The organism is Actinomadura rayongensis (genome assembly GCF_009831215.1).
Classification (GTDB): domain Bacteria; phylum Actinomycetota; class Actinomycetes; order Streptosporangiales; family Streptosporangiaceae; genus Spirillospora; species Spirillospora rayongensis.
In genome coordinates this window covers 188,532-206,593 of sequence record NZ_WUTW01000004.1, presented here as the reverse complement: position 1 = coordinate 206,593, position 18,062 = coordinate 188,532, and the positions used below count along the sequence as shown (strand labels likewise).

The window sequence follows — 18,062 nt, the reverse complement described above, 5'->3', positions numbered from 1 at the left end:
CATGGACCGTTCGGAGAGCCGACTGTTCCGGCTGCTGTGGCTGTCGGTCGCGGCGGCCGTCGCGACGATCGCGCTGAAGACCGTCGCCTACCTGGTGACCGGTTCGGTCGGGCTGCTGTCGGACGCGCTGGAGTCCGTCGTCAACCTGGTCGCGGCCGTGGTCGCGCTCGGCGCGCTGCGCTGGGCGAGCAAGCCCGCCGACGAGGAGCACCCGCACGGCCACACCAAGGCCGAGTACTTCTCGGCGGGTGCCGAGGGCATGATGATCTTCGTCGCGGCGGTCGCGATCGCGGGCACCGCCGTGGAACGCCTGCTGCACCCGCACCCGATCGACCAGGTGGGCCTCGGCCTGCTCGTGTCGACGGCCGCGTCCGTGCTCAACCTCGCGGTGGGCCTGCTGCTGGTGCGCGCCGGCCGCCGCCACCGCTCGATCACCCTGGAGGCCGACGGAAAACACCTGCTCACCGACGTCTGGACGTCGGTAGGCGTCGTAGCGGCGGTAGGCGCAGTAGCCCTGACAGGCTGGTCCCAACTGGACCCGCTCATCGCGCTGGCGGTAGCGGTCAACATCGTCCGGACGGGCACGGACCTGATCCGCCGCTCGGGCGCGGGCCTGATGGACCGCGCCCTGGACACCGACGAACAGGACCGCATCAACGAGGTCCTGGCCGCCTTCGAGCGCGAGGGCGTGGCCTTCCACGCCGTCCGCACCCGCCAGTCGGGCAGCCGAGGCTTCGTGTCGCTGCACCTGCTCGTCCCGGGCGCCTGGACGGTCCAACGCGGCCACGACAAGGCCGAAGAGGTGGAAGCGGCCCTCCGCACGGCCCTCCCGCACATCACCGTCCTGACCCACCTGGAACCCATCGAGGACCCGGTCTCCTACGCCGACACGGGCCTGGACCGCACCGACATCCCGTCCCCGTCCGGGGCCTGACCCACCCGCGACACCACGCGCGAACGCCCGCCCCGGACGCCCGCCCCCGCGCCGCCCAGCCCGGCCACCGACTCCCGCCGACGTCCCGCGCTGCCCACGGTCGGCGTCGGCTTCCGCCGGCGGGTCGCTTCGCGCCTGCGCCGCCGGACGGGCCGCTCCGCGCCTGCGCCGACCCGACGGGCCGCCGGGTCCCCTCGGCGTCTCGCGCTGCTCTCGCGCTGGTCCCGCGCGGCCCGGCCACCGCGGTGCCGTGACGGGGTGGGGGCTTGGGGAGGTTGGCGGCGGCCGGAACGCGTCGGCGGCGTTTCCGGATGCGGCCACGTGGGCGCCGGCCGGTGGGCGCGCTGCGAGCATGGGTGGCTCTCGACTCGCGGCCCAGCCGGGAACGGATGCCATGGCGAAGGTCAGGACCGGTCGTGTCGACGGCCAGGTCGTCGTCGGCGACTACAACTGCGTCATCAACGCCGCGAAGGGCTCCACGGTGACCGTCCACCGGGGCGGCCCGCCTCCGGTGGCGCTTCGGGACGAGCTTGGCGGGGATCGGTTGCCTCGCACGGGCGCTATGCCGCACGGCCGGGACGTGGAGATCGCGCGGGTGGACGCCTGGCTCGCCGCCGACCGGCCCGTCGAGATTCGGGGCGTGCCCGGCGTCGGCAAGTCCGCGCTGCTGCGCGAACTCGCCGAGGCCCGCCGCGCCGCGGGACGGCACGTGGTGTATCTGTCGGCGTCGGGTCTTCCGGTGGACGACGTGCTGCGCAAGCTGTTCGTCGCCTGCTATGACGCGGACGACTACCAGCCCGACCCGGCGCGGCTGGGCCGGTTGATGGGCGAGGTGGACGCGCTGTTCCTCGTCGACGACTTCGCGGGCTCGGCGGAGAACGTCGACCGGCTGCTCGCCGCCACGCCCGGGGGCGACCTGGTCCTCGCGACGCGCCGTCCGTGCCTGGGCGGCAGCGGCGCGTCGCTGGAACTGACCGGACTCGGCGAGGACGCCGCGCTCGCCCTGATCGAGGCGGAACTGGGCCGTTCGCTGCGGGACGAGGAGCGCGCGCCCGCACGGGACCTGTGCCGGGCCGCGTCCGGCCATCCGCGGGCGCTGCGCCGGGCCGTCGACGCGGCCCGCGGCGCGGACGGCGGGCCCGCGTTCGAGCCCGACCCGGCCGTCGTGACCCGCGCGCTGGTGGACGGGCTGGACGGCGCGGCCCGCGAGGCCCTGCTCGTCCTGTCGCTGCTGGACGCCGCGCCGCTGTCGGCCGCGCTGCTCGCCGCGCTGACCGGCGCGGAGGCCGAGGACGCCGGCCGGATCCTCGAGCGGCTGGCCGCCGCCGAACTCGCCGTGCCCACCCGGGGCGCGTACCGGAGCGTCCCACCGCCCGACGACGACGGAACCGACCGGCCGAGCCCGTCCGCCGACGACCTCGCGCTGTACTTCCGGCGGCTCGCGGACTGGGCGGCCACGGCGTCCGCGCGCGAGATCGCCGACGAGGCGGCGGTCGTGACGCGGCTGCTGGCGGCGGCGGTCGAGCGCGGCGCGCACGAGGCGGCCCGCGACCTCGCCCGCGCCGCCGCCCCCGCGCTCCAGCGGTCGCTGCGCTGGGGGTCGTGGCGGACGGTCCTCGCGCTCGGGCTCGTCGCCGCGCGGGAGCTGAACTCGGCCGACGACCTGCACTACTTCCGGCACGAGGAGAACGTCCGCAAGCGCGTGCTGGGCCTGGCGGGCGCGACGGCGGCGGGCGGCGCGGCGGCGGGGGGCCTGCTCGCGCTGCTCGGCGCGAAGGGCGGCGGCGTGGTGTCGGCGCACCCGGTGGCGTTCGGCGCGGCGACCGTCCTGGCCTTGACGGTCGCCGGGCTCGGCGTGGCCGCCGCCGCGCGCGACGACGGACCCCCGCCGCGCGTCCACGGCCCCGTGGCGGCGCCGGTGCCGTCCTGGTCGCGGACGACGCCGTCCGCGACGATGAGCCCGTCGGACGCGTGGCTGCGCCTGTCGGTCGCGTCGGTGAAGGCCGGGGCTCACTACGGGGCGCGCGTCGGCGGGATGGAACCGGGCGAAACGGTCGTCCTCTCGTGGACGGGACCGGCGTCGGGCCGGGCCGAGACGCTCACGGCCGACCGCGACGGGACCGCCGAGGCGGACGTCCGCGCGGCGACCGACCCGGGCCGCTACACGATCCGGGCGACGGGGCAGCGGTCCGGCCGCGACGCGTCGGCCCCGCTGACCGTCGAGGGCGCGGCCGACCTCGGCGCTCCGGCGCTGCGGCTGAGCCCGTCCGCGCCCCGGTTCGGCGACCCGATCCAGGCGACCGCGTCGGGCTTCAAACCCGGCGAAACCGTCATTTTCTACATGGGCATGACGCGCTACGGGCACGGCGGCGCGGGCGGCGATGCCGAGGCGAACGCCTCGGGCGTCGCGGTCGCCGTGTTCGGCGACGGATGGGCGAACGGGAACCGGAATGTGATGGTCCATGCCGAAGGGCTGACCTCGAAACGCGAGGCCGCCGCGACCGCGCACTACCGGCCGGTGCAGGGGATCGGACGACTTGCCGCCCGGGCCGACCGCGACCCCGTGCATCCCGGCGACACGGTCACGATCACCGGGACCGGCTTCGCTCCCGGCTGGAACGTCGAGTGGAGCTGTTCCGGCTTCGGCCTCACGACGTCCGCACGCGACGACGGCACGATCGAGTTCATGCTCCACGTGCCCGACGACGCGCGGAACGGGAGACTCGACGTCCACATCTCACAGTGGGCGTCGGGCCGCAAGACCGACGTTGCGCTCCACGTCCAGCCGCGTCCGAGCGCGACCCCGTGAGAGGAAGAGGGCAACGAATGACGGAGCGGGAACCGCGCGGGCACCGCGTGCGGATCGACGGCCCGGTGCAGCGGGCGCAGATCGTCGTCGGCGACGGCAACGACGTCGTCATGAACGCGGCGGGCGACGACACGGAGGCGCTGGCCGCCTTCGCGCGGACGGTCCGGGACCGGCTGCCGGAACTGGACCTCGGCCCGTCGGAGGACATCGCCCGGCAGATCGCCGAGCGGATCGTCGCCGAGGCGCAGGAGCCCGCGCCCGACCGGGGACGGCTGCGCGCGCTCGGGAACTCGCTGCGCGCCGTCCTGGAGGGCGGCGCCGGGGGCGTGGTGACGGCCGCGCTGATGAACCTGTGGCCGTGAGCGTCCCCGTCCGGCCGAGCGCCGGACGGGGACGCGCGGATCAGCCCAACACGTCGGGAAGGTCGTCGTCGTGGACGATCGTCAGACGGCGGGTGGGGCGGGTCAGGGCCACATAGAGGTCCTGGCCGCCGCGCGCGGACGCCGCCAGGATCCCCGCCGGGTCCACGACGATCACCGAGTCGAATTCGAGGCCCTTCGCCTCGGACGGGGTGAGGACGACGGCGGGGGCGTCCAGGGCTTCGGGGGTCGTGCCCGCGCCGGCTTCGGGGAGGGCCGCGAGGACGGCCGCGTGGTGGGCCGGGGAGACGATGACGGCCAGGCGGCCCGCCGTGTCGTCGCCCTCGCTGATGATCTCGGCCAGCTCGGCGGTGACGAGTTCGGGGAGACGGGTGGGGAGGTCGGCGGGGGAGACGGGGATCAGGGCCGGGGGCGGGCCGTCGTCGCGGACCGGGGCCGGCGGGGTCTGGTCGGGGGCGACCTGGGCGAGCAGACGAGTCGCCAGGCGCATGATCGCCGCCGGGGTCCGGTAGTTGACGGTCAGCCGGTGCTCGCGCCAGCGGCCCGGCACGTACGGGTCGAGCATCTCGCCCCAGGACGCAGCGCCCGCCGGGCTCCCGGTCTGCGCCACATCGCCGACGACCGTCAAAGAGCGGGTGGGAACGCGGCGCATCACCGCGCGCCACGCCATCGCCGACAGCTCCTGCGCCTCGTCCACGATCACGTGGCCGTACGCCCACGAGCGGTCGGCGGCGGCGCGCTCGGCGGTCGTCCGCTGCGGGCCGTCGTCGGCGTTGCGGGCGGCCAGCTCGGCGGCGTCCACCAGGTCGGCGTCGACGCCCGCCGACTCCAGCACCTCGCGCGCGTACCGCTCGTCGGCCGCGCGTTCGGCGGCGGCGGCGCGGGCGCGGGCGCGCTCCTCCGGGTCGTCGTGCCCAAGGTGTTCGGCGGCCTCGTCCAGCAGCGGGACGTCCGCGACCGTCCACGGCGCGGACGGGTCGCGGTGCAGCAGCTCCAGCTCGGAAGCATCGAACGCGCCACCCGCCTGGCGCAGCGCGGCGGGGTCGGCGAACAGGGTCGTCAGCAGGCGCTCGGGCGTCAGCTCCGGCCACAGCGCGTCGATCGCGGACCGGACGGCGGGCTGCTCCCACAGCATCTCCTTGGACAGCCGCACGTCCTCGGGGTCCAGGATGGGGTTCTCGTCGGCGTTGACGATCAGCTCCAGCAGCCATGCCGGGACGTTCCCCTCCCGCTTCATCTGCTCGATCGGCTCGTCGGCGAGCGCGTCGTACTGCCGCGCCCGGTCGGCCGCCAACGCGTCCAGGACCTCGTTGACGAACATCCGCCGCTGCACGTTGTGCGCCGCGCGCAGCGCCCGCGCCCGGTCCCGCGCGCGGCGGCAGGCGTCCTCGTCGGCGTGCAGCGTCAGCCCGTCCGCGTCGACGGTCAGCCCGCCGTCGGGGACGCGCTGCCGCTCCCGCACGGCCGTCTCGATCAGACCGGCCATCCGCGCGTCGCCCTTGACGACGGCGACGGCGGGCGCGTCCTCGGCGACGGCCCGCACGCCCGGGTACAGCTCCCCGACGGTCGCGAGCGCGACGTCGGTCTCGCCGAGCCCCGGCAGCACCTGCTCGATGTACCGCAGGAACGTCGTGTTCGGCCCGATGATCAGGACGCCGCGCCGCTCCAGCACGTCCCGGTAGGTGTAGAGCAGGTACGCCGCGCGGTGCAGCGCCGCGACGGTCTTCCCGGTGCCCGGCCCGCCCTGGACGACCAGCACTCCTTGCAGCCCGGACCGGATGACCTGGTCCTGCTCCTCCTGGATCGTCGCGACGACGTCGCCCATCCGCCCGGTGCGGCCCCGGCGCAGCGCGGCCAGCAGCGCCGCCTCGCCGACGATCGCCGACCGGTCGCCGGGGCGCAGGCCGTCCAGGTCGAACACCTCGTCGTCCACGCGCCGGACGGTCCGGTCGCGCAAATGCAGGTGGCGGCGGCGCGCGAGCGTGCCCGGGTCGCTCGCGGTCGCGGTGTAGAAGGGCCGCGCCGCCGCCGCGCGCCAATCGATGAGCAACGGCTCGCGGTCGTCGTCGCGCAGGCCGATCCGGCCGATGTAGAAGGTGTCGCCGGGCTCCTCGGCGGTGCCGCGGTGGTCGATGCGGCCGAAGCAGAGCGCGCGCTCGACGCCGTTCAGCCGGGCGAGGCGGCGCGCGGCCTCGGTCACGGCCGTCTCCCGCTCCACCTTGGCCTGGAAGCCCGCGCCGCCGCCCTGGCCGGGTCCGGCCGCGACGGCGTGCTCGGCGGTGCGGCGCTCGGCGTCGAGACGGGCGTAGACACGTGCGACCTGCTGCTGCTCGGTGGCCAGGGCCGCGGCACGGGCCGCTTCGGAATTATTTCCGGACGGGGGCTTGACTTGACCGGCTCGCATATGTCTGCTAATCTCCTCATCAAGCTGGGTGTGTTGTCGCTCGTCGAGACGAACTCTCAGCGTAGCATCGTCCGCGCGTACTCGATCTCTCGTGTTGAGGAAGCGGACACCCATGCACAATGTGCTGGCCATCGGCCCTGGTGAGGCTGTCCGGTGATCAACCCCGGACACCGAAAGGTCGCCCTGATGGCCGAAACGCCCCAGTCGTTCGACCGTAGATCCTTCCTCGTCACGACCGGGCTCACGGCGGGCACCGCGGCGGCGGGCCCGCTCCTGCTCCCCGGAACCGCCGACGCCGCGCCGCTGCGCAGCCGGGCGCTGAAGAAGAACCCGTTCACCCTCGGCGTCGCGTCCGGCGACCCGGCGCCCGACGGGTTCGTGCTCTGGACCCGGCTCGCCCTCGACCCGCTGGCCGAGAACGGGCTCGGCGGGATGCCGTCCGGCACGGTGACCGTCGAGTGGCAGGTCGCCTCGGACGCGCGCTTCAAGAAGATCGTCAAGCGGGGGACGGTGGGTGCGTCCGTCGCGTCCGCGCACAGCGTCCACGTCGAGGTCCACGGCCTGCGGCCCGGCGCCCAGTACTGGTACCGGTTCAAGACCGGAACGTTCCTCTCGCGCACCGGCCACACCCGCACCGCGCCGCGCGCCGACACGTTCGGGTCCGCGCTCGTGATGGCGTTCGTGTCGTGCGCCCAGTACGAGCACGGCTACTTCACGTCGTACCGGCGGCTCGCCGAGCAGCACCCCGACCTCGTCCTGCACCTCGGCGACTACCAGTACGAGTACAAGAAGGGCACCTACGTGGCGCCGGGCGGCAACGTCCGCGACCACGCCGGGCCCGAGACCGTCACGCTCGCCAACTACCGGCAGCGGCACGCCCAGTACAAGGCCGACGCCGACCTCCAGGCCGCGCACGCCGTCGCGCCCTGGCTCGTCGTGTTCGACGACCACGAGGTCGAGAACAACTGGGCCGGGGACGTCCCCGAGGCCGGATCGGACACCCCGAACACGGCCGACTTCGTCCGGCGCCGCGCCGCCGCGTTCCGGGCGTACTACGAGAACATGCCGCTGCGCCGCACGTCGATCCCGCGCGGCGCCGGGATGCAGCTCTACCGCAACGTCGCGTGGGGACGGCTCGCGAACTTCCACATGCTCGACACCCGCCAGTTCCGCGACGACCAGGCGTGCGGCGACGGCAACAAGAACTGCCCGGAGGCGGCGGCGACGAGCCGGTCCATCACCGGCGCCCGGCAGGAGAAGTGGCTGGTGGACGGCTTCCGCCGGTCCGCCGCCCGGTGGGACATCCTCGGCCAGCAGGTCTTCTTCGCCCAGCGCGACAGCGACGCGGGCCCCGCCAAGATCACCAGCATGGACGCCTGGGACGGCTACGTCGCGTCCCGCGCCCGCATCACCAGGGGCTGGGTGAACGCCAAGGTCCGCAACGCCGTCGTGCTCACCGGCGACGTCCACGCGCACTGGGCGAGCGACCTCAAGCTGAACTACGACGACCCGCACTCCAGGACCGTCGGGTCGGAGCTGGTCTGCTCGTCGATCACCTCGGGCGGCGACGGCCGGGACTCCGACCCCGCCGACCACCCGTACCTCAAGATCAACCCGCACCTGAAGTTCTACAACAACCAGCGCGGCTACGTGATCACGAAGATCGGCAAGGACCAGATCAAGGCCGACTTCCGGACCGTTCCGACCGTCCGGACGCACACCGCCGCCGCGTCCACCAAGGCCACCTTCGTCATCCACGACCGGGTGCCCGGCGTCCACCGGACGTACCTGCGCCCGTACGAGTCGGTGCGCGCCGCCGACCGCCGCACCGACGAGCAGATCATCCGCGAGACGATCGCGAACGAGACCCAGCCGGTCTGATCACTCCGGCCGGGGATGCGGATCGGAGAAGATCGCGTCCAGGTCGTAGGCGACGGGCACCTCCAGCTGCCCGTACGTGCAGGACTCCGGCACACGGTCGGGCCGCCACCGGCGGAACCTGGCCGTGTGCCGGAACCGGTCGCCCTCCATCGCGTCGTAGGCGACCTCCACCACCAGCTCGGGCCGCAGCGCCACCCAGTCCAGGTTCTTGCCGCCCGACCAGCGCGAGATCGCGCCGGGCATCCGGTCCGCCGTGGCCTCGGACTGCCGCGCCCACTCCTCCCACGGATGGCCGGTGAAGTCGTCCATCCGGTAGGGGGCCAGCTCGTCCACCAGCTCCGCGCGGCGCTTCATCGTGAACGACGCGGACACGCCGACGTGCTGGAGCCGCCCGTCGTCGTTGTAGAGGCCGAGCAGCAGCGACCCGACGATCGGGCCGGACTTGTGCCAGCGGAACCCCGCGACCACGCAGTCGGCCGTGCGCTCGTGCTTCACCTTGAACATCAGCCGCTTGCCCGGCTGGTAGCGCAGGTCGAGGGGCTTGGCGATGACGCCGTCCAGGCCCGCGCCCTCGAACGTCTCGAACCACCGCAGCGCCAGCGCGTGCGAGTCGGACGCCGGGGTCACGTGGACGGGCGGGTTCGCGCCGGCCAGCGCCTCGGTGAGCCGCCGGCGCCGTTCGCCGAGCGGGACGTCCATCAGGTTCTCGTCGCCGAGCGCGAGCAGGTCGAACGCCACGAACGACGCCGGGGTCTCCTCGGCCAGCAGCCGGATCCGCGACGCCGCCGGATGGATGCGCTGCTGGAGCCGGTCGAAGTCGAGCCGGGTGCCGTGCCGCATGACGATCTCGCCGTCCACGACGCAGCGCTCGGGCAGCTCGCGCTTCACCGCCTCGACGACGTCGGGGAAGTAGCGGGTCAGCGGCTTCTTGCCCCGGCTGGCGAGTTCGACCTCGTCGCCGTCGCGGAAGACGATGCACCGGAAACCGTCCCACTTCGGCTCGTACAGGACGTCGCCCTCCGGCATCGTCGCGACGGCCTTGGCGAGCATCGGTTCGAGCGGCAGGCTGATCGGCAGGTCCATGCGTCCATCCTGCGCCCTGCCACCGACAGAACGCCGCACCGGGGCTCGGCTAACCTTGCAGGTCATGCGCCGTCTCCTCCCGTCGCCCGCCGCGTCCGTCGACCCCTACGACGAGTACGGCGCGGGCGTCCCGCCGCTGCGGATCGGGATGGTCGCGAGCGTCGACGGGACGGTCACCGACGCCGAGGGCTGGACCGACGGCCTCGGCGGCGCCGCCGACTTCCGCGTGTTCCGGGTGCTGCGCGCGCTCGCCGGGGCGATCCTCGTCGGGGCGTCGACCGTCCGGACGCGGCGGCTCGGCCCGGCGCGGCTGAGCGCCGAGCTGCGGGAGCGCCGGGGCGGCCCGCCCGCGCCGATCGTCGTGGTGAGCCGGTCGCTGGACCTGGACTGGACGCTGCCGCTGTTCACCGCCGCCGAGACGCCGACGCTCGTGGTGACGTGCGCGTCCGCGCTGTCCGGCCGCTGGCTCCCGGTGCCCGTCGTGGTGGCGGGCGAGGACGCGGTGGACCTCGGCGCGGCCGTGCGGGCGCTGCGCGACGACCACGGGCTGGACCGGCTGCTGTGCGAGGGCGGCCCCGGGCTGACGACGTCCCTGGTGCGCGCCGGGCTGGTCGACGAGCTGTGCCTCAACCTCGCGCCCGCGCTGCACGGAAGCACCCACCACACGCCGCTTCTGGGTGCGTTGGACGAAGAGATCCCGGTACGTCCGGCCGCCGTGTACGAGGATGAGGGCGTCCTTTTCCTCCGGTATCGGCTGCGCTGATCGACCCCGACTTCGCCGGAACCGCCGTGCCCGGCCGCCGCCGCGCGGCACACTGGCCCTCGGCGCCGCCGGGGAGGGAGGGCCGTGGACGTCGCCGCGCTCATCGCCTGGCTGCTGACGGCCGCCACCGGCGCGCACCTGCTGGCCCGGCTCGTCCGCGACGGCGGGCTGCGCGGCCCGGCGGCGAAGGTGACCCGCCATCCGCTGCTGCTGCTCGGCGGTCACCCCCCGGCCGCGCTGGCGGGCTTCGCGCTATGGGCCGTCCACCTGACCGCCGGGACGCGCTGGTGCGCCTGGGCGGCCTTCGCCGTCCTCGTCGCGACCGCTCTCCAGGGCTTCGTCCTGTTCACGCGCTGGCTGGTCGGCCCCGACGGCCGCCACGCGCGCGGCGCGCCGTTCCCGGCCGCCGCCGTCCTCGTCCACGGCCTCGGCGCCGCCCTGACCCTCGTCCTGGTCCTCGCCACCGCCGTCCGCACCTGACGCCGTCAGGGGAGCCAGGGGGACGGGGGGTGGTGGGCCGGGGGCAGCCAGGTCCAGGGCTGGGTGTCGCGCTCGGCGTCCGGGTCCCAGGGGAAGGCGTTCGACTCGTCGGGCCAGACGAGTTGGAGGAAGGGGAGCGGCGGGCGGCGGTGGAACGACACCGCGCCGGGGAACAGCGGGTGGTACCAGCGGGCGTCCACCGAGCGGAAGACGGCGTCGTGGCCGCGGACCGTGTCGGGGCGGCGCTCGCCGTCCAGAGGGCCCGCGCCGGCGGCGGACGCGCGGCCCAGCGTGTTCAGGATCTCCTCGGTCTCGTAGACGTCCGCGCCGAACATCGCGAGTTCGGGGGTGCGGTGGCTGTGCCACAGGCCGATCGTGTACGCCCAGCCGGGGCGGTCGCGCCCGGGCTGGACGAGCACGACGCTCCAGCCGTACTCGCTGATGTGCACGATCGTCCGGAGCAGGAACGTGTCCATCCGGTGCCGGTCGCCGTAGTCGTGGCACAGCACGCAGTTGCAGGGCGGACCGCCGGGGGACATGACGGAAAGCTTACGGTCGGCGGGTGAACGTCCGCCGTCCGGGACGGCCGCTACAGACCGAGCTACAGACCGAGCACCGCCGGATCGGACGCGAGGCTCCGCAGCCGTCCGGCCGGGTCGGGGACGAGCCGCCGCTCGGTCAGGTCGAGCAGGCCGCCGACGCCGGTCACCTCGGCCGCGAGCGTCCCGTCCGCCTTGACGATCTCCTGGACGATCCGGAACGTCTTTCCGTTTTCGGCGGTGAACCGGCAGCTCACCGTCACCGCGTCCCCGCCGCGCAGCTCCCGCCGGTACTTGACCGTCGTCTCCAGCACCACCGGCCCGGCCCCGGTCGCACGGAGCGCGTCCAGGCTGACGCCCGCCGCGCGCAGGCACTCCCAGCGGGCGTGCTCGGCGTACTGGAGGTAGACGGCCTGGTTGAGGTGGCCCTGCGTGTCGAGTTCGTAGCCCCGGACGGTGACGGGCACGGTGAAGACGTCGGACATGCCCTCACCCTAGTATTTCCTACCAATCCACTTCAGAATTCCTTAAGATGGGCCGCCTAGCGTGACCGGACGTCGCGCGACGTCGGGACCGCGGGCGGGGCGCGCCGTCCGCGCGCTTGCGGAAGGACGGCCCCGGTGAACGACCTGGACGAGCTGAAACGCCTGGTGACGGGCCACACCGTCGTCACCGAGCCGGACACCGGCGACGGCCCCGTGCTCGCCCGCATCGTCGCCGACGCGGGCGACGAGCCGGGCTCCTGGCCGCACGAGTGGATCCGCGCGGGCGAGGCCTACGACGCGGCGGGCGAGCCGCTCGCCGCGCTCCAGTGCTACCTGCGCGGACGCTTCCCGTTCGTGGACGGCCCCGGCCGCAAGCGCGCCCAGACCCGCGCCGTCGAGGCGTTCGACCGCTGGCGGCGCGGTCGCGGGATCGAGCCGGAGGCCGTGGCGGTCGACGGCGTGGACGTCCGCGTCTGGACGACCGGGCTGTCGCGCGCGGAGCCCCGGCCGCTGCTCGTCGTCGTGGGCGGGCTGCAGAGCCCCAAGGAGCTGTGGGCGCCGATCCTGCCGCGCGTCGCGGACCTCGGCCTGGCCGGCGTCGTCGCCGAGCTGCCCGGCGTGGGGGAGAACCCACTGCGCTACGACTGGGAGACCCCGCACCGGCAGCTCTCGGCCATTCTCGACGCGCTCGCCGACCGCGCCCGGACCGCCGAGACGTACCTGCTCGCGTCCGGGTTCGCCGGGCACGCGGCGATCCTCGCGGCGCTGCGCGACCCCCGGATCCGGGGCGTCGTCGGGAACGGTCCGCCGGTCGACACGTTCTTCACCGACCCGGTCTGGCAGGCGCAGATTCCGCGCTCCACGCGCGACACGCTCGCGCACCTGACCCGCGTGCCCGCCGAGGAGGTCTTCGAGCACCTGCGCGACTGGCCGCTCGGCGAGGACGACCTGCGCTCGCTGACCGTCCCGCTGGCGATGGTCACCGCGCGCCGCGACGAGATCGTCCCGCCGTTCGACTTCGACCGGATCCGCTGCGCGACGCCCGAACTCCGCCTGGTCGAGCAGGACGACGTCCACGGCACGCCGACCCGGCTCGCCGAGGTCCGCGCGTGGAGCCTGCGGGAGGTGCTGCGGATGTGGCCCGGCGCGGATCCGGCCGACCGCGCCCGTTTGGACGCGGAATGGGCGGCCGTCCGGTAGGAATCGGGTATGGACACCCCCAACATCGCCCGTATGTACGACTACTGGTTAGGCGGCAAGGACCACTTCGCGGCGGACCGGGAGAGCGCGGACGAGATCGTCCGGATCTCCGGCGGGAAGGTGCTGCGCGGCGTGCGGCTGAACCGGGCGTTCCTCGGGCGCGCGGTGCGGACGGCCGCGGCGGCCGGGGTCCGGCAGTTCCTCGACCTCGGGTCCGGGCTGCCGACGCGCGAGAACGTCCACGAGGCGGTAGGGCCCGGCGCCCGCGTCGTCTATGTGGACAACGACCCGGCGGTCGCGGCCCACGGGCGGGCGCTGCTGGCGACGGCGCCGGGCGTCCGGTTCATCGAGGCGGACCTGCGCGAGCCGGAGGCGATCCTCGCGCGCCCCGACGTGAACGAGCTGCTGGACCTGCGCGAGCCGGTCGCGATCCTGTTCGTGTCCGTCCTGCACTTCGTCGCCGACACCGCCGAGACGGCCCGGATCGTCGCGACCTGCCGCGACGCGTGCGCGCCCGGCAGCCACCTCGTCCTGTCGCACCTCGCCTCGGACGCCTTCCCGGACGAGATGGCGCGGGCCGAGCGGGTCTACCAGGGGACGAACGTCCCGCTCGGCGCCCGCACCCGCGCCGAGATCCTGTCGTTCTTCGCCGGGTTCGAGCTGCTGGAACCGGGGCTGGTCGGGCCGAACGCGTGGCGTCCCGAGCCGGGGCCGCCCGACACCGAGCGGTTCGCCGGGCTCGTCGGCGTGGGCGTCAGGCGCGCGTGACCGGACGGCCCGTCAGCGGGCAGTCGCCGCACGTCCCGCCGCCCGGGACGCGGTAGTAGAGGCAGCAGCTCCGGCGGCGGAACGACCCGTCGGCGAACGTTCCCGTGCCGCGCAGCGTCCCGTGGCCGAGCAGTCGGCGGCCGAGGTCGTGCGCGGCGGGGGCGAGGTCGGGGCGGGCGGCGGACACCGTCCGGACGGCCCCGGCGAGCGCGGACGCGGCGTTCCCGCGCAGCAGGCCCGGCGCGAGGCGCGCGACGCGTCCGGTGAGCGCGGCCAGCGGGTCCAGCAGGCCGGTCATGACGTCGGCGACGTCGGCGGTCGACGTCCCCGCGCGGACCGTCGGCGCGGGGATCCGCAGCGGCAGCGGCCCGGACGCGACGGGCCGCCACCACACCCGTCCAGGGTCCAGGTCCAGGAGCACGCCCTCGGCGACGAGCGCGCCGACCACCGGGCTCCACAGCCGCGCGGCCATGCCGAGCTGCCAGATCGACGCGGCGACGCGCAGGTCCTCGGTGCCGAGAACGTCCGCGACGTCCGCGACCCGTCGCGCCGTCCACGGGACGTCGGCGAACAGCGCGCCGAGCGTCCGCCAGCCCGGTTCCGGGCCGTCCGTCTCGAACGCGAAGTACGGCCCGAGCGTCCGCGTCGTCATTCCCGGTGTCATCGCCGTCCGAGCGTAGCCGGGAAAAGGGACGGACGGTAATTCGAGCGGAAACAACGACCGAAACGGGCCCCGTATTTCGCGGTATCGTGCGGGACGGCTCGTGTCTTCAAGCGGAGGTCGACGTGTCCCAGCCCGGCGACGGCACGCACAACCGGATCGACGCGTCGTCCGCCCATCTGGTCATCCAAGGGCGCGACATCAACATCGGCTCCCTCGCCCCGGCCGTCCCGCTGCCCCGCCAACTGCCCGCGCCGACGCTGTACTTCACCGACCGCGAGGAGCCGCTGCGCCGCCTGGAACGGGCGCACGAGCGGGCCGTGCGGGCCGGGGCGCCGCTCGTCGTCGTGCTCACCGGGCCGGGCGGGATCGGCAAGAGCGAACTGGCGTACCGGTGGCTGAAAACGCTCGGGAAAACGGCCGAGGGCCCGCATTTCTGGGACGACATGGCGCTCGGCGGACCGCGCACCGCCGACGACGTCGTGCGCGGATTCCTGCGGGCGCTCGGGATGCCCGCCGCCGACATTCCGCGCGCCTTCCCGGAGATGGTCGGGCATTTCCGGACGCGCACCAGCGAAAAGCCCGCGCTCGTCCTGCTGGAAAACGTCACGGTCGCGGCGCAGGTGCGGAGCCTGCTGCCCGCCGCGCCGGGGAGCGTCCTCGCGGTGACCGCGCGCGAGCCGCTGCCGAACCTGCCCGGCGCGGTGGAGGTCCCGGTGCCGCCACTGGCGGGGGACGCGGCCCGCAGCCTGCTGCGCGACCTCGCCGGTGAGCCCGCCAGCGCCGACGACGCGGCCTTCGACGCGCTCGCCGAGCTGTGCGCGGGCCGTCCGCTCAGCCTGTGCGCGGCGGGGAGCCGGCTCGCGTCGCGCCCGGCCGCCGACGTCGCGCACGAGATCCGGCGGTTGACGCCCGCCGGGCCGGGCACACGGGACGCCGTGACCGCCGTCCTGTCGACCGGGTACGAGGAGCTTCCGGAGCCGTCCGCCGCGCTGTACCGGGCGCTCGGCGTGCTGTTCGGCGCCGAGGTCACGGTGGAGACGGCCGCCGCGCTGACCGGTGCGGCCGACTCCGTCCCGCTGCTGGACGACCTGCGCCGCGCCGGGCTGATCACCGAGGCGGCCCCCGGCCGGTACCGGCTGCACGAGCTGGCCCGCGACCACGCCCGCGCGCTCGCCGCGCCCGCCGAACGGGACGCGGCGCTGCGCCGTCTCCTCGGCTGGTACCTGCACCGCGCCGCCGTCGCCGACCACGCGCTCATGCCGGGCCGGTGGCGGCTCGGTCCCGCGTTCGCGCCGCTGCTCGGCCGTCCGCCGGAACTCGGCCCGGACGCGGCGGGCGCGTGGCTGGAGGGGCACCGGGCCGAGCTGCGGGCGGCCGTCCGGGCGGCGGCGGACCGCGGGTGGGCGGATCTCGCCGTCCAGCTCGTCGAGGCGCAGTGGGCGCTGTGCTTCCAGCGCAAGCACTACGAGCACTGGCTCGACACGCACCGGCGGGCCGCGGCGGTCGCGCCGCACGCGTCCGACGCCCGGTTCGAGGGACGGGTCCGCTGCCAGCTCGGCTTCGCCTACCTGGAGCTGGACCGTCCGGACGAGGCCGCCGCCGCGTTCACCGCCGCCCGCGCCGCCGACCGGGCCGCCGGGCACGCGCGCGGCGAGGCCACCGCCGTCGAGTCGCTGGGGCTGCTCCAGCTCCGGCGGTGCGGGGCCGAGGAGCCGCCCGCGCTGACGGCGACGCGCCCGGACCTCGCCGCCGAGGCCCTGGACCTGCTCACCGACAACCTGCGGCTGAACCTCGCGATGAGCGAGGCGGCCGACGACGACCGGGCCGTCGCGCTGGCCTGGCGGCACCGGGGCCGCGCGCTCGGCGCGACCGGGGATCACGACGCGGCCGTCGCGCATCTGCGGCGGGCGCACGACCTGCTCACGGCGCTCGGCGACACCTACAACGCGGGCAAGGCGCTGGGGGACCTCGGGCAGGCGCTGGTGCGCGCCGGACGGTCCGCCGAGGCCCGCGCGGCACTGGACGCGGCGCTGGAGCTGCTGCCCGCCGAACGGCACGCGGCCGAGCGGGCGACGGTGCTGGAGACGCTGAGCGCGCTCGCCGAGCGGGACGGCGACCGCGCGACCGCCGTCGCGGCGCTGGAAGCCGCGCTGGAGCTGCTGGCGGGGAAGCCGCGCGCGGAGGCCGTCCGGGTGCGGCTGGACGTTCTCAGCAGGTGAACGTCGCCGTGCGGCGTTCCGTCCCGGTGACGAGGACGGCCGTTTTCGGGAGCGCGGCGAGGGGGCGGCCCGCCGCCAGCCAGGCGTAGACGGCCGACGCGGCGAGGCCCGGCGCGTCCGTGCGGCAGGTCAGCGGCGGCGCGTCGCGCACCCGGATCCGGCACGCGCCGTCCACCGGGCCCGACGCCGCCACATGGCAGCCGGGGAACGCCGCGAGGACGTCGGCGGGGTCGTCGGCGGGGCCGCCGTGCAGGACGTCGGCCAGTTTCAGCAGCCGCTCGTCGGTCTCGCGCAGGTCGGTGGCGAGGTGGCCCTTCGCCGCGTCGGCGCGGTCGAGCGCGACGGCGGCGGGCAGGCGCCGCAGGACGGCCGTCGCGCCGCGCCACGCGACCTCGGTGAGCAGCGCCGTGACGTCGGCGGACTCCGGGCGTCCGGGCTCGTCCAGGCGGCGGACGACCGGCGGCGCGGCGGGCTCGTCCAGGGCCATCAATCGGTACATCTCGGTGCGCAGGAGCGCGGCGGAGCGTCCCGGCACGGCCGTCGTGGACGCGGTGACCTCGGCGTACCGGCCCGGCGTGTGCTCGGCGACGGCGCGGTCGAGCTGCGGGCGCAGCGGGCGGTCCGCATCCAGAGCCGGGGCGGTGCGGCCGAACGCCGCGACGGGCGAGTCCGGGTCCAGGTCGTCGTGCGGGAACGCGCCGAGCAGGACGGGACGGTCCAGCGCCGCGCCGTAGAACGTCACCGAGCCGTGGTCCCCGACGACCGCGTCGGCCGCGACGAGCGCCGCCCGCCAGCCGTCGCGCGGCGGGAGCAGCAGGAGCCCGGCGCGCAGGGCGTCCGCGAGCCACGCCCGGACCTGCCAGGGGCCGTGGCCGTGCCAGATGTTGGGGTGCAGCGCCGCCGCGACCGCGTACTCGTCCGCCGGAAGCTCGGCGAGCAGCCGCGCGACGAGCCCGGGCGCGCGGCCGAGCAGCGAGCGCGGGCCCCAGGTGGAGCTGACGAGGACGAGCCGGCGGCCGTCCGGGACGCCGAGCGCGGCCCGGTAGGCGCGGCGGTGGGACAGGCTCGCCAGGATGCGGTCGAAGCACGGGTCCCCGGCGACGACGGCCGCGTCCACCGCCTCGGGGCAGGCGCGGGCGAGCCGGACGCGCTGCTCGGGATGCGACAGGACGATCGAGGACGGGACGAGCCGCCCGTCCGCCAGCAGCCATTCCGCCGAAAGGCCGAACACCGGATTCTGTGTTCTGTGTTCTGTGTTCTGTGTTCTGTGTTCTGTGTTCTGTGTTCTGTGGCGAGCGTTTTATTGTAGCCAATTCCATGCGAAACGGCGATGATCGGCGCATGGACGAGGTGCAGATCCCCGCCATAACTCGCGGTCACCGCGAGGTCGAACGTCTCGGCGAGCGCCTGGTCCCACGGGACGACCAGCGAACCGAGATCGGCGAGAAAACCC

The 18,062-nt window shown here is 75.0% G+C and carries 15 protein-coding genes; 9 read left to right on the top strand and 6 right to left on the bottom strand.

The window, feature by feature from the left end:
* Nucleotide 1 precedes the first annotated feature (1 nt).
* The 3 genes from GQ466_RS20195 to GQ466_RS20185 all read left to right on the top strand — a co-directional run bounded on the left by GQ466_RS20195 (nucleotide 2) and on the right by GQ466_RS20185 (nucleotide 4,105).
* The gene (locus tag GQ466_RS20195) at nucleotides 2-934 is read left to right on the top strand and encodes a cation diffusion facilitator family transporter (RefSeq protein ID WP_161104552.1); all 933 of its coding nucleotides are present in this window, start codon (nucleotides 2-4) and stop codon (nucleotides 932-934) included.
* A 394-nt stretch (nucleotides 935-1,328) separates the two neighbouring features.
* Nucleotides 1,329-3,743, top strand: a complete 2,415-nt coding sequence (locus tag GQ466_RS20190) for a P-loop NTPase family protein (RefSeq protein WP_161104551.1) — start codon at nucleotides 1,329-1,331, stop codon at nucleotides 3,741-3,743.
* A 17-nt stretch (nucleotides 3,744-3,760) separates the two neighbouring features.
* Nucleotides 3,761-4,105, top strand: a complete 345-nt coding sequence (locus GQ466_RS20185; RefSeq protein ID WP_161104550.1) for a hypothetical protein — start codon at nucleotides 3,761-3,763, stop codon at nucleotides 4,103-4,105.
* Between the two features lie 40 nt (nucleotides 4,106-4,145).
* Here the strand turns inward: GQ466_RS20185 and GQ466_RS20180 are convergent, their stop codons facing one another.
* The gene (locus GQ466_RS20180; protein ID WP_161104549.1) at nucleotides 4,146-6,527 is read right to left on the bottom strand and encodes a HelD family protein; all 2,382 of its coding nucleotides are present in this window, start codon (nucleotides 6,525-6,527) and stop codon (nucleotides 4,146-4,148) included.
* Nucleotides 6,528-6,713: 186 nt separating this feature from the next.
* On the opposite strand from GQ466_RS20180, the gene GQ466_RS20175 reads away from it, so the two are divergent.
* Nucleotides 6,714-8,408, top strand: coding sequence for an alkaline phosphatase D family protein (locus tag GQ466_RS20175; RefSeq protein ID WP_161104548.1), 1,695 nt, complete (start codon nucleotides 6,714-6,716; stop codon nucleotides 8,406-8,408).
* Here the strand turns inward: GQ466_RS20175 and GQ466_RS20170 are convergent, their stop codons facing one another.
* Nucleotides 8,409-9,491 (bottom strand): ATP-dependent DNA ligase, encoded by a 1,083-nt coding sequence (locus GQ466_RS20170; protein ID WP_161104547.1) that lies wholly within the window; start codon nucleotides 9,489-9,491, stop codon nucleotides 8,409-8,411.
* 64 nt (nucleotides 9,492-9,555) lie between these two features.
* Here GQ466_RS20170 and GQ466_RS20165 point away from each other — a divergent pair, with 64 nt between their 5' ends.
* Both GQ466_RS20165 and GQ466_RS20160 read left to right on the top strand, forming a co-directional pair.
* Nucleotides 9,556-10,254 (top strand): dihydrofolate reductase family protein, encoded by a 699-nt coding sequence (locus tag GQ466_RS20165; RefSeq protein ID WP_161104546.1) that lies wholly within the window; start codon nucleotides 9,556-9,558, stop codon nucleotides 10,252-10,254.
* An 84-nt stretch (nucleotides 10,255-10,338) separates the two neighbouring features.
* On the top strand, nucleotides 10,339-10,734 hold the full coding sequence (locus GQ466_RS20160; RefSeq protein ID WP_161104545.1) for a hypothetical protein: 396 nt from the start codon (nucleotides 10,339-10,341) through the stop codon (nucleotides 10,732-10,734).
* 5 nt (nucleotides 10,735-10,739) lie between these two features.
* Here the strand turns inward: GQ466_RS20160 and GQ466_RS20155 are convergent, their stop codons facing one another.
* Both GQ466_RS20155 and GQ466_RS20150 read right to left on the bottom strand, forming a co-directional pair.
* Complete coding sequence (locus GQ466_RS20155) at nucleotides 10,740-11,273, bottom strand: DUF4262 domain-containing protein (RefSeq protein ID WP_161104544.1); 534 nt, start codon at nucleotides 11,271-11,273, stop codon at nucleotides 10,740-10,742.
* Nucleotides 11,274-11,335: 62 nt separating this feature from the next.
* The gene (locus tag GQ466_RS20150; RefSeq protein WP_161104543.1) at nucleotides 11,336-11,758 is read right to left on the bottom strand and encodes an acyl-CoA thioesterase; all 423 of its coding nucleotides are present in this window, start codon (nucleotides 11,756-11,758) and stop codon (nucleotides 11,336-11,338) included.
* Nucleotides 11,759-11,893: 135 nt separating this feature from the next.
* Here GQ466_RS20150 and GQ466_RS20145 point away from each other — a divergent pair, with 135 nt between their 5' ends.
* A complete protein-coding gene (locus GQ466_RS20145; RefSeq protein WP_161104542.1) occupies nucleotides 11,894-12,958 on the top strand; it encodes an alpha/beta hydrolase family protein in 1,065 nt (354 codons plus the stop codon).
* A 9-nt stretch (nucleotides 12,959-12,967) separates the two neighbouring features.
* Nucleotides 12,968-13,726 carry an SAM-dependent methyltransferase gene (locus GQ466_RS20140; RefSeq protein ID WP_161104541.1) on the top strand — a complete coding sequence of 253 codons (759 nt, stop codon included), beginning with the start codon at nucleotides 12,968-12,970 and terminating at the stop codon, nucleotides 13,724-13,726.
* On the opposite strand, the gene GQ466_RS20135 is transcribed toward GQ466_RS20140, so the two are convergent.
* Nucleotides 13,713-14,390 (bottom strand): (2Fe-2S)-binding protein, encoded by a 678-nt coding sequence (locus tag GQ466_RS20135; RefSeq protein WP_161104540.1) that lies wholly within the window; start codon nucleotides 14,388-14,390, stop codon nucleotides 13,713-13,715. The two genes, GQ466_RS20140 and GQ466_RS20135, sit on opposite strands and share 14 nt — an antisense overlap.
* Before the next feature lie 122 nt (nucleotides 14,391-14,512).
* Here GQ466_RS20135 and GQ466_RS32910 point away from each other — a divergent pair, with 122 nt between their 5' ends.
* On the top strand, nucleotides 14,513-16,609 hold the full coding sequence (locus tag GQ466_RS32910; protein ID WP_161104539.1) for a tetratricopeptide repeat protein: 2,097 nt from the start codon (nucleotides 14,513-14,515) through the stop codon (nucleotides 16,607-16,609).
* On the opposite strand, the gene GQ466_RS20125 is transcribed toward GQ466_RS32910, so the two are convergent.
* Entirely contained in the window at nucleotides 16,599-17,840 is a 1,242-nt protein-coding gene (locus tag GQ466_RS20125) for a hypothetical protein (protein WP_161104538.1), read from the bottom strand. The genes GQ466_RS32910 and GQ466_RS20125 overlap by 11 nt on opposite strands.
* Nucleotides 17,841-18,062: the final 222 nt, after the last annotated feature.

Excerpts from the sequence above, each read along its gene's own strand:
- GQ466_RS20195 (WP_161104552.1), top strand. The coding sequence starts at position 2 with ATGGACCGTTCGGAGAGCCGACTGTTCCGGCTGCTGTGGCTGTCGGTC.
- GQ466_RS20190 (WP_161104551.1), top strand. The coding sequence starts at position 1,329 with ATGGCGAAGGTCAGGACCGGTCGTGTCGACGGCCAGGTCGTCGTCGGC.
- GQ466_RS20185 (WP_161104550.1), top strand. The coding sequence starts at position 3,761 with ATGACGGAGCGGGAACCGCGCGGGCACCGCGTGCGGATCGACGGCCCG.
- GQ466_RS20180 (WP_161104549.1), bottom strand. The coding sequence starts at position 6,527 with ATGCGAGCCGGTCAAGTCAAGCCCCCGTCCGGAAATAATTCCGAAGCG.
- GQ466_RS20175 (WP_161104548.1), top strand. The coding sequence starts at position 6,714 with ATGGCCGAAACGCCCCAGTCGTTCGACCGTAGATCCTTCCTCGTCACG.
- GQ466_RS20170 (WP_161104547.1), bottom strand. The coding sequence starts at position 9,491 with ATGGACCTGCCGATCAGCCTGCCGCTCGAACCGATGCTCGCCAAGGCC.
- GQ466_RS20165 (WP_161104546.1), top strand. The coding sequence starts at position 9,556 with ATGCGCCGTCTCCTCCCGTCGCCCGCCGCGTCCGTCGACCCCTACGAC.
- GQ466_RS20155 (WP_161104544.1), bottom strand. The coding sequence starts at position 11,273 with ATGTCCCCCGGCGGTCCGCCCTGCAACTGCGTGCTGTGCCACGACTAC.
- GQ466_RS20150 (WP_161104543.1), bottom strand. The coding sequence starts at position 11,758 with ATGTCCGACGTCTTCACCGTGCCCGTCACCGTCCGGGGCTACGAACTC.
- GQ466_RS20140 (WP_161104541.1), top strand. The coding sequence starts at position 12,968 with ATGGACACCCCCAACATCGCCCGTATGTACGACTACTGGTTAGGCGGC.
- GQ466_RS20135 (WP_161104540.1), bottom strand. The coding sequence starts at position 14,390 with ATGACACCGGGAATGACGACGCGGACGCTCGGGCCGTACTTCGCGTTC.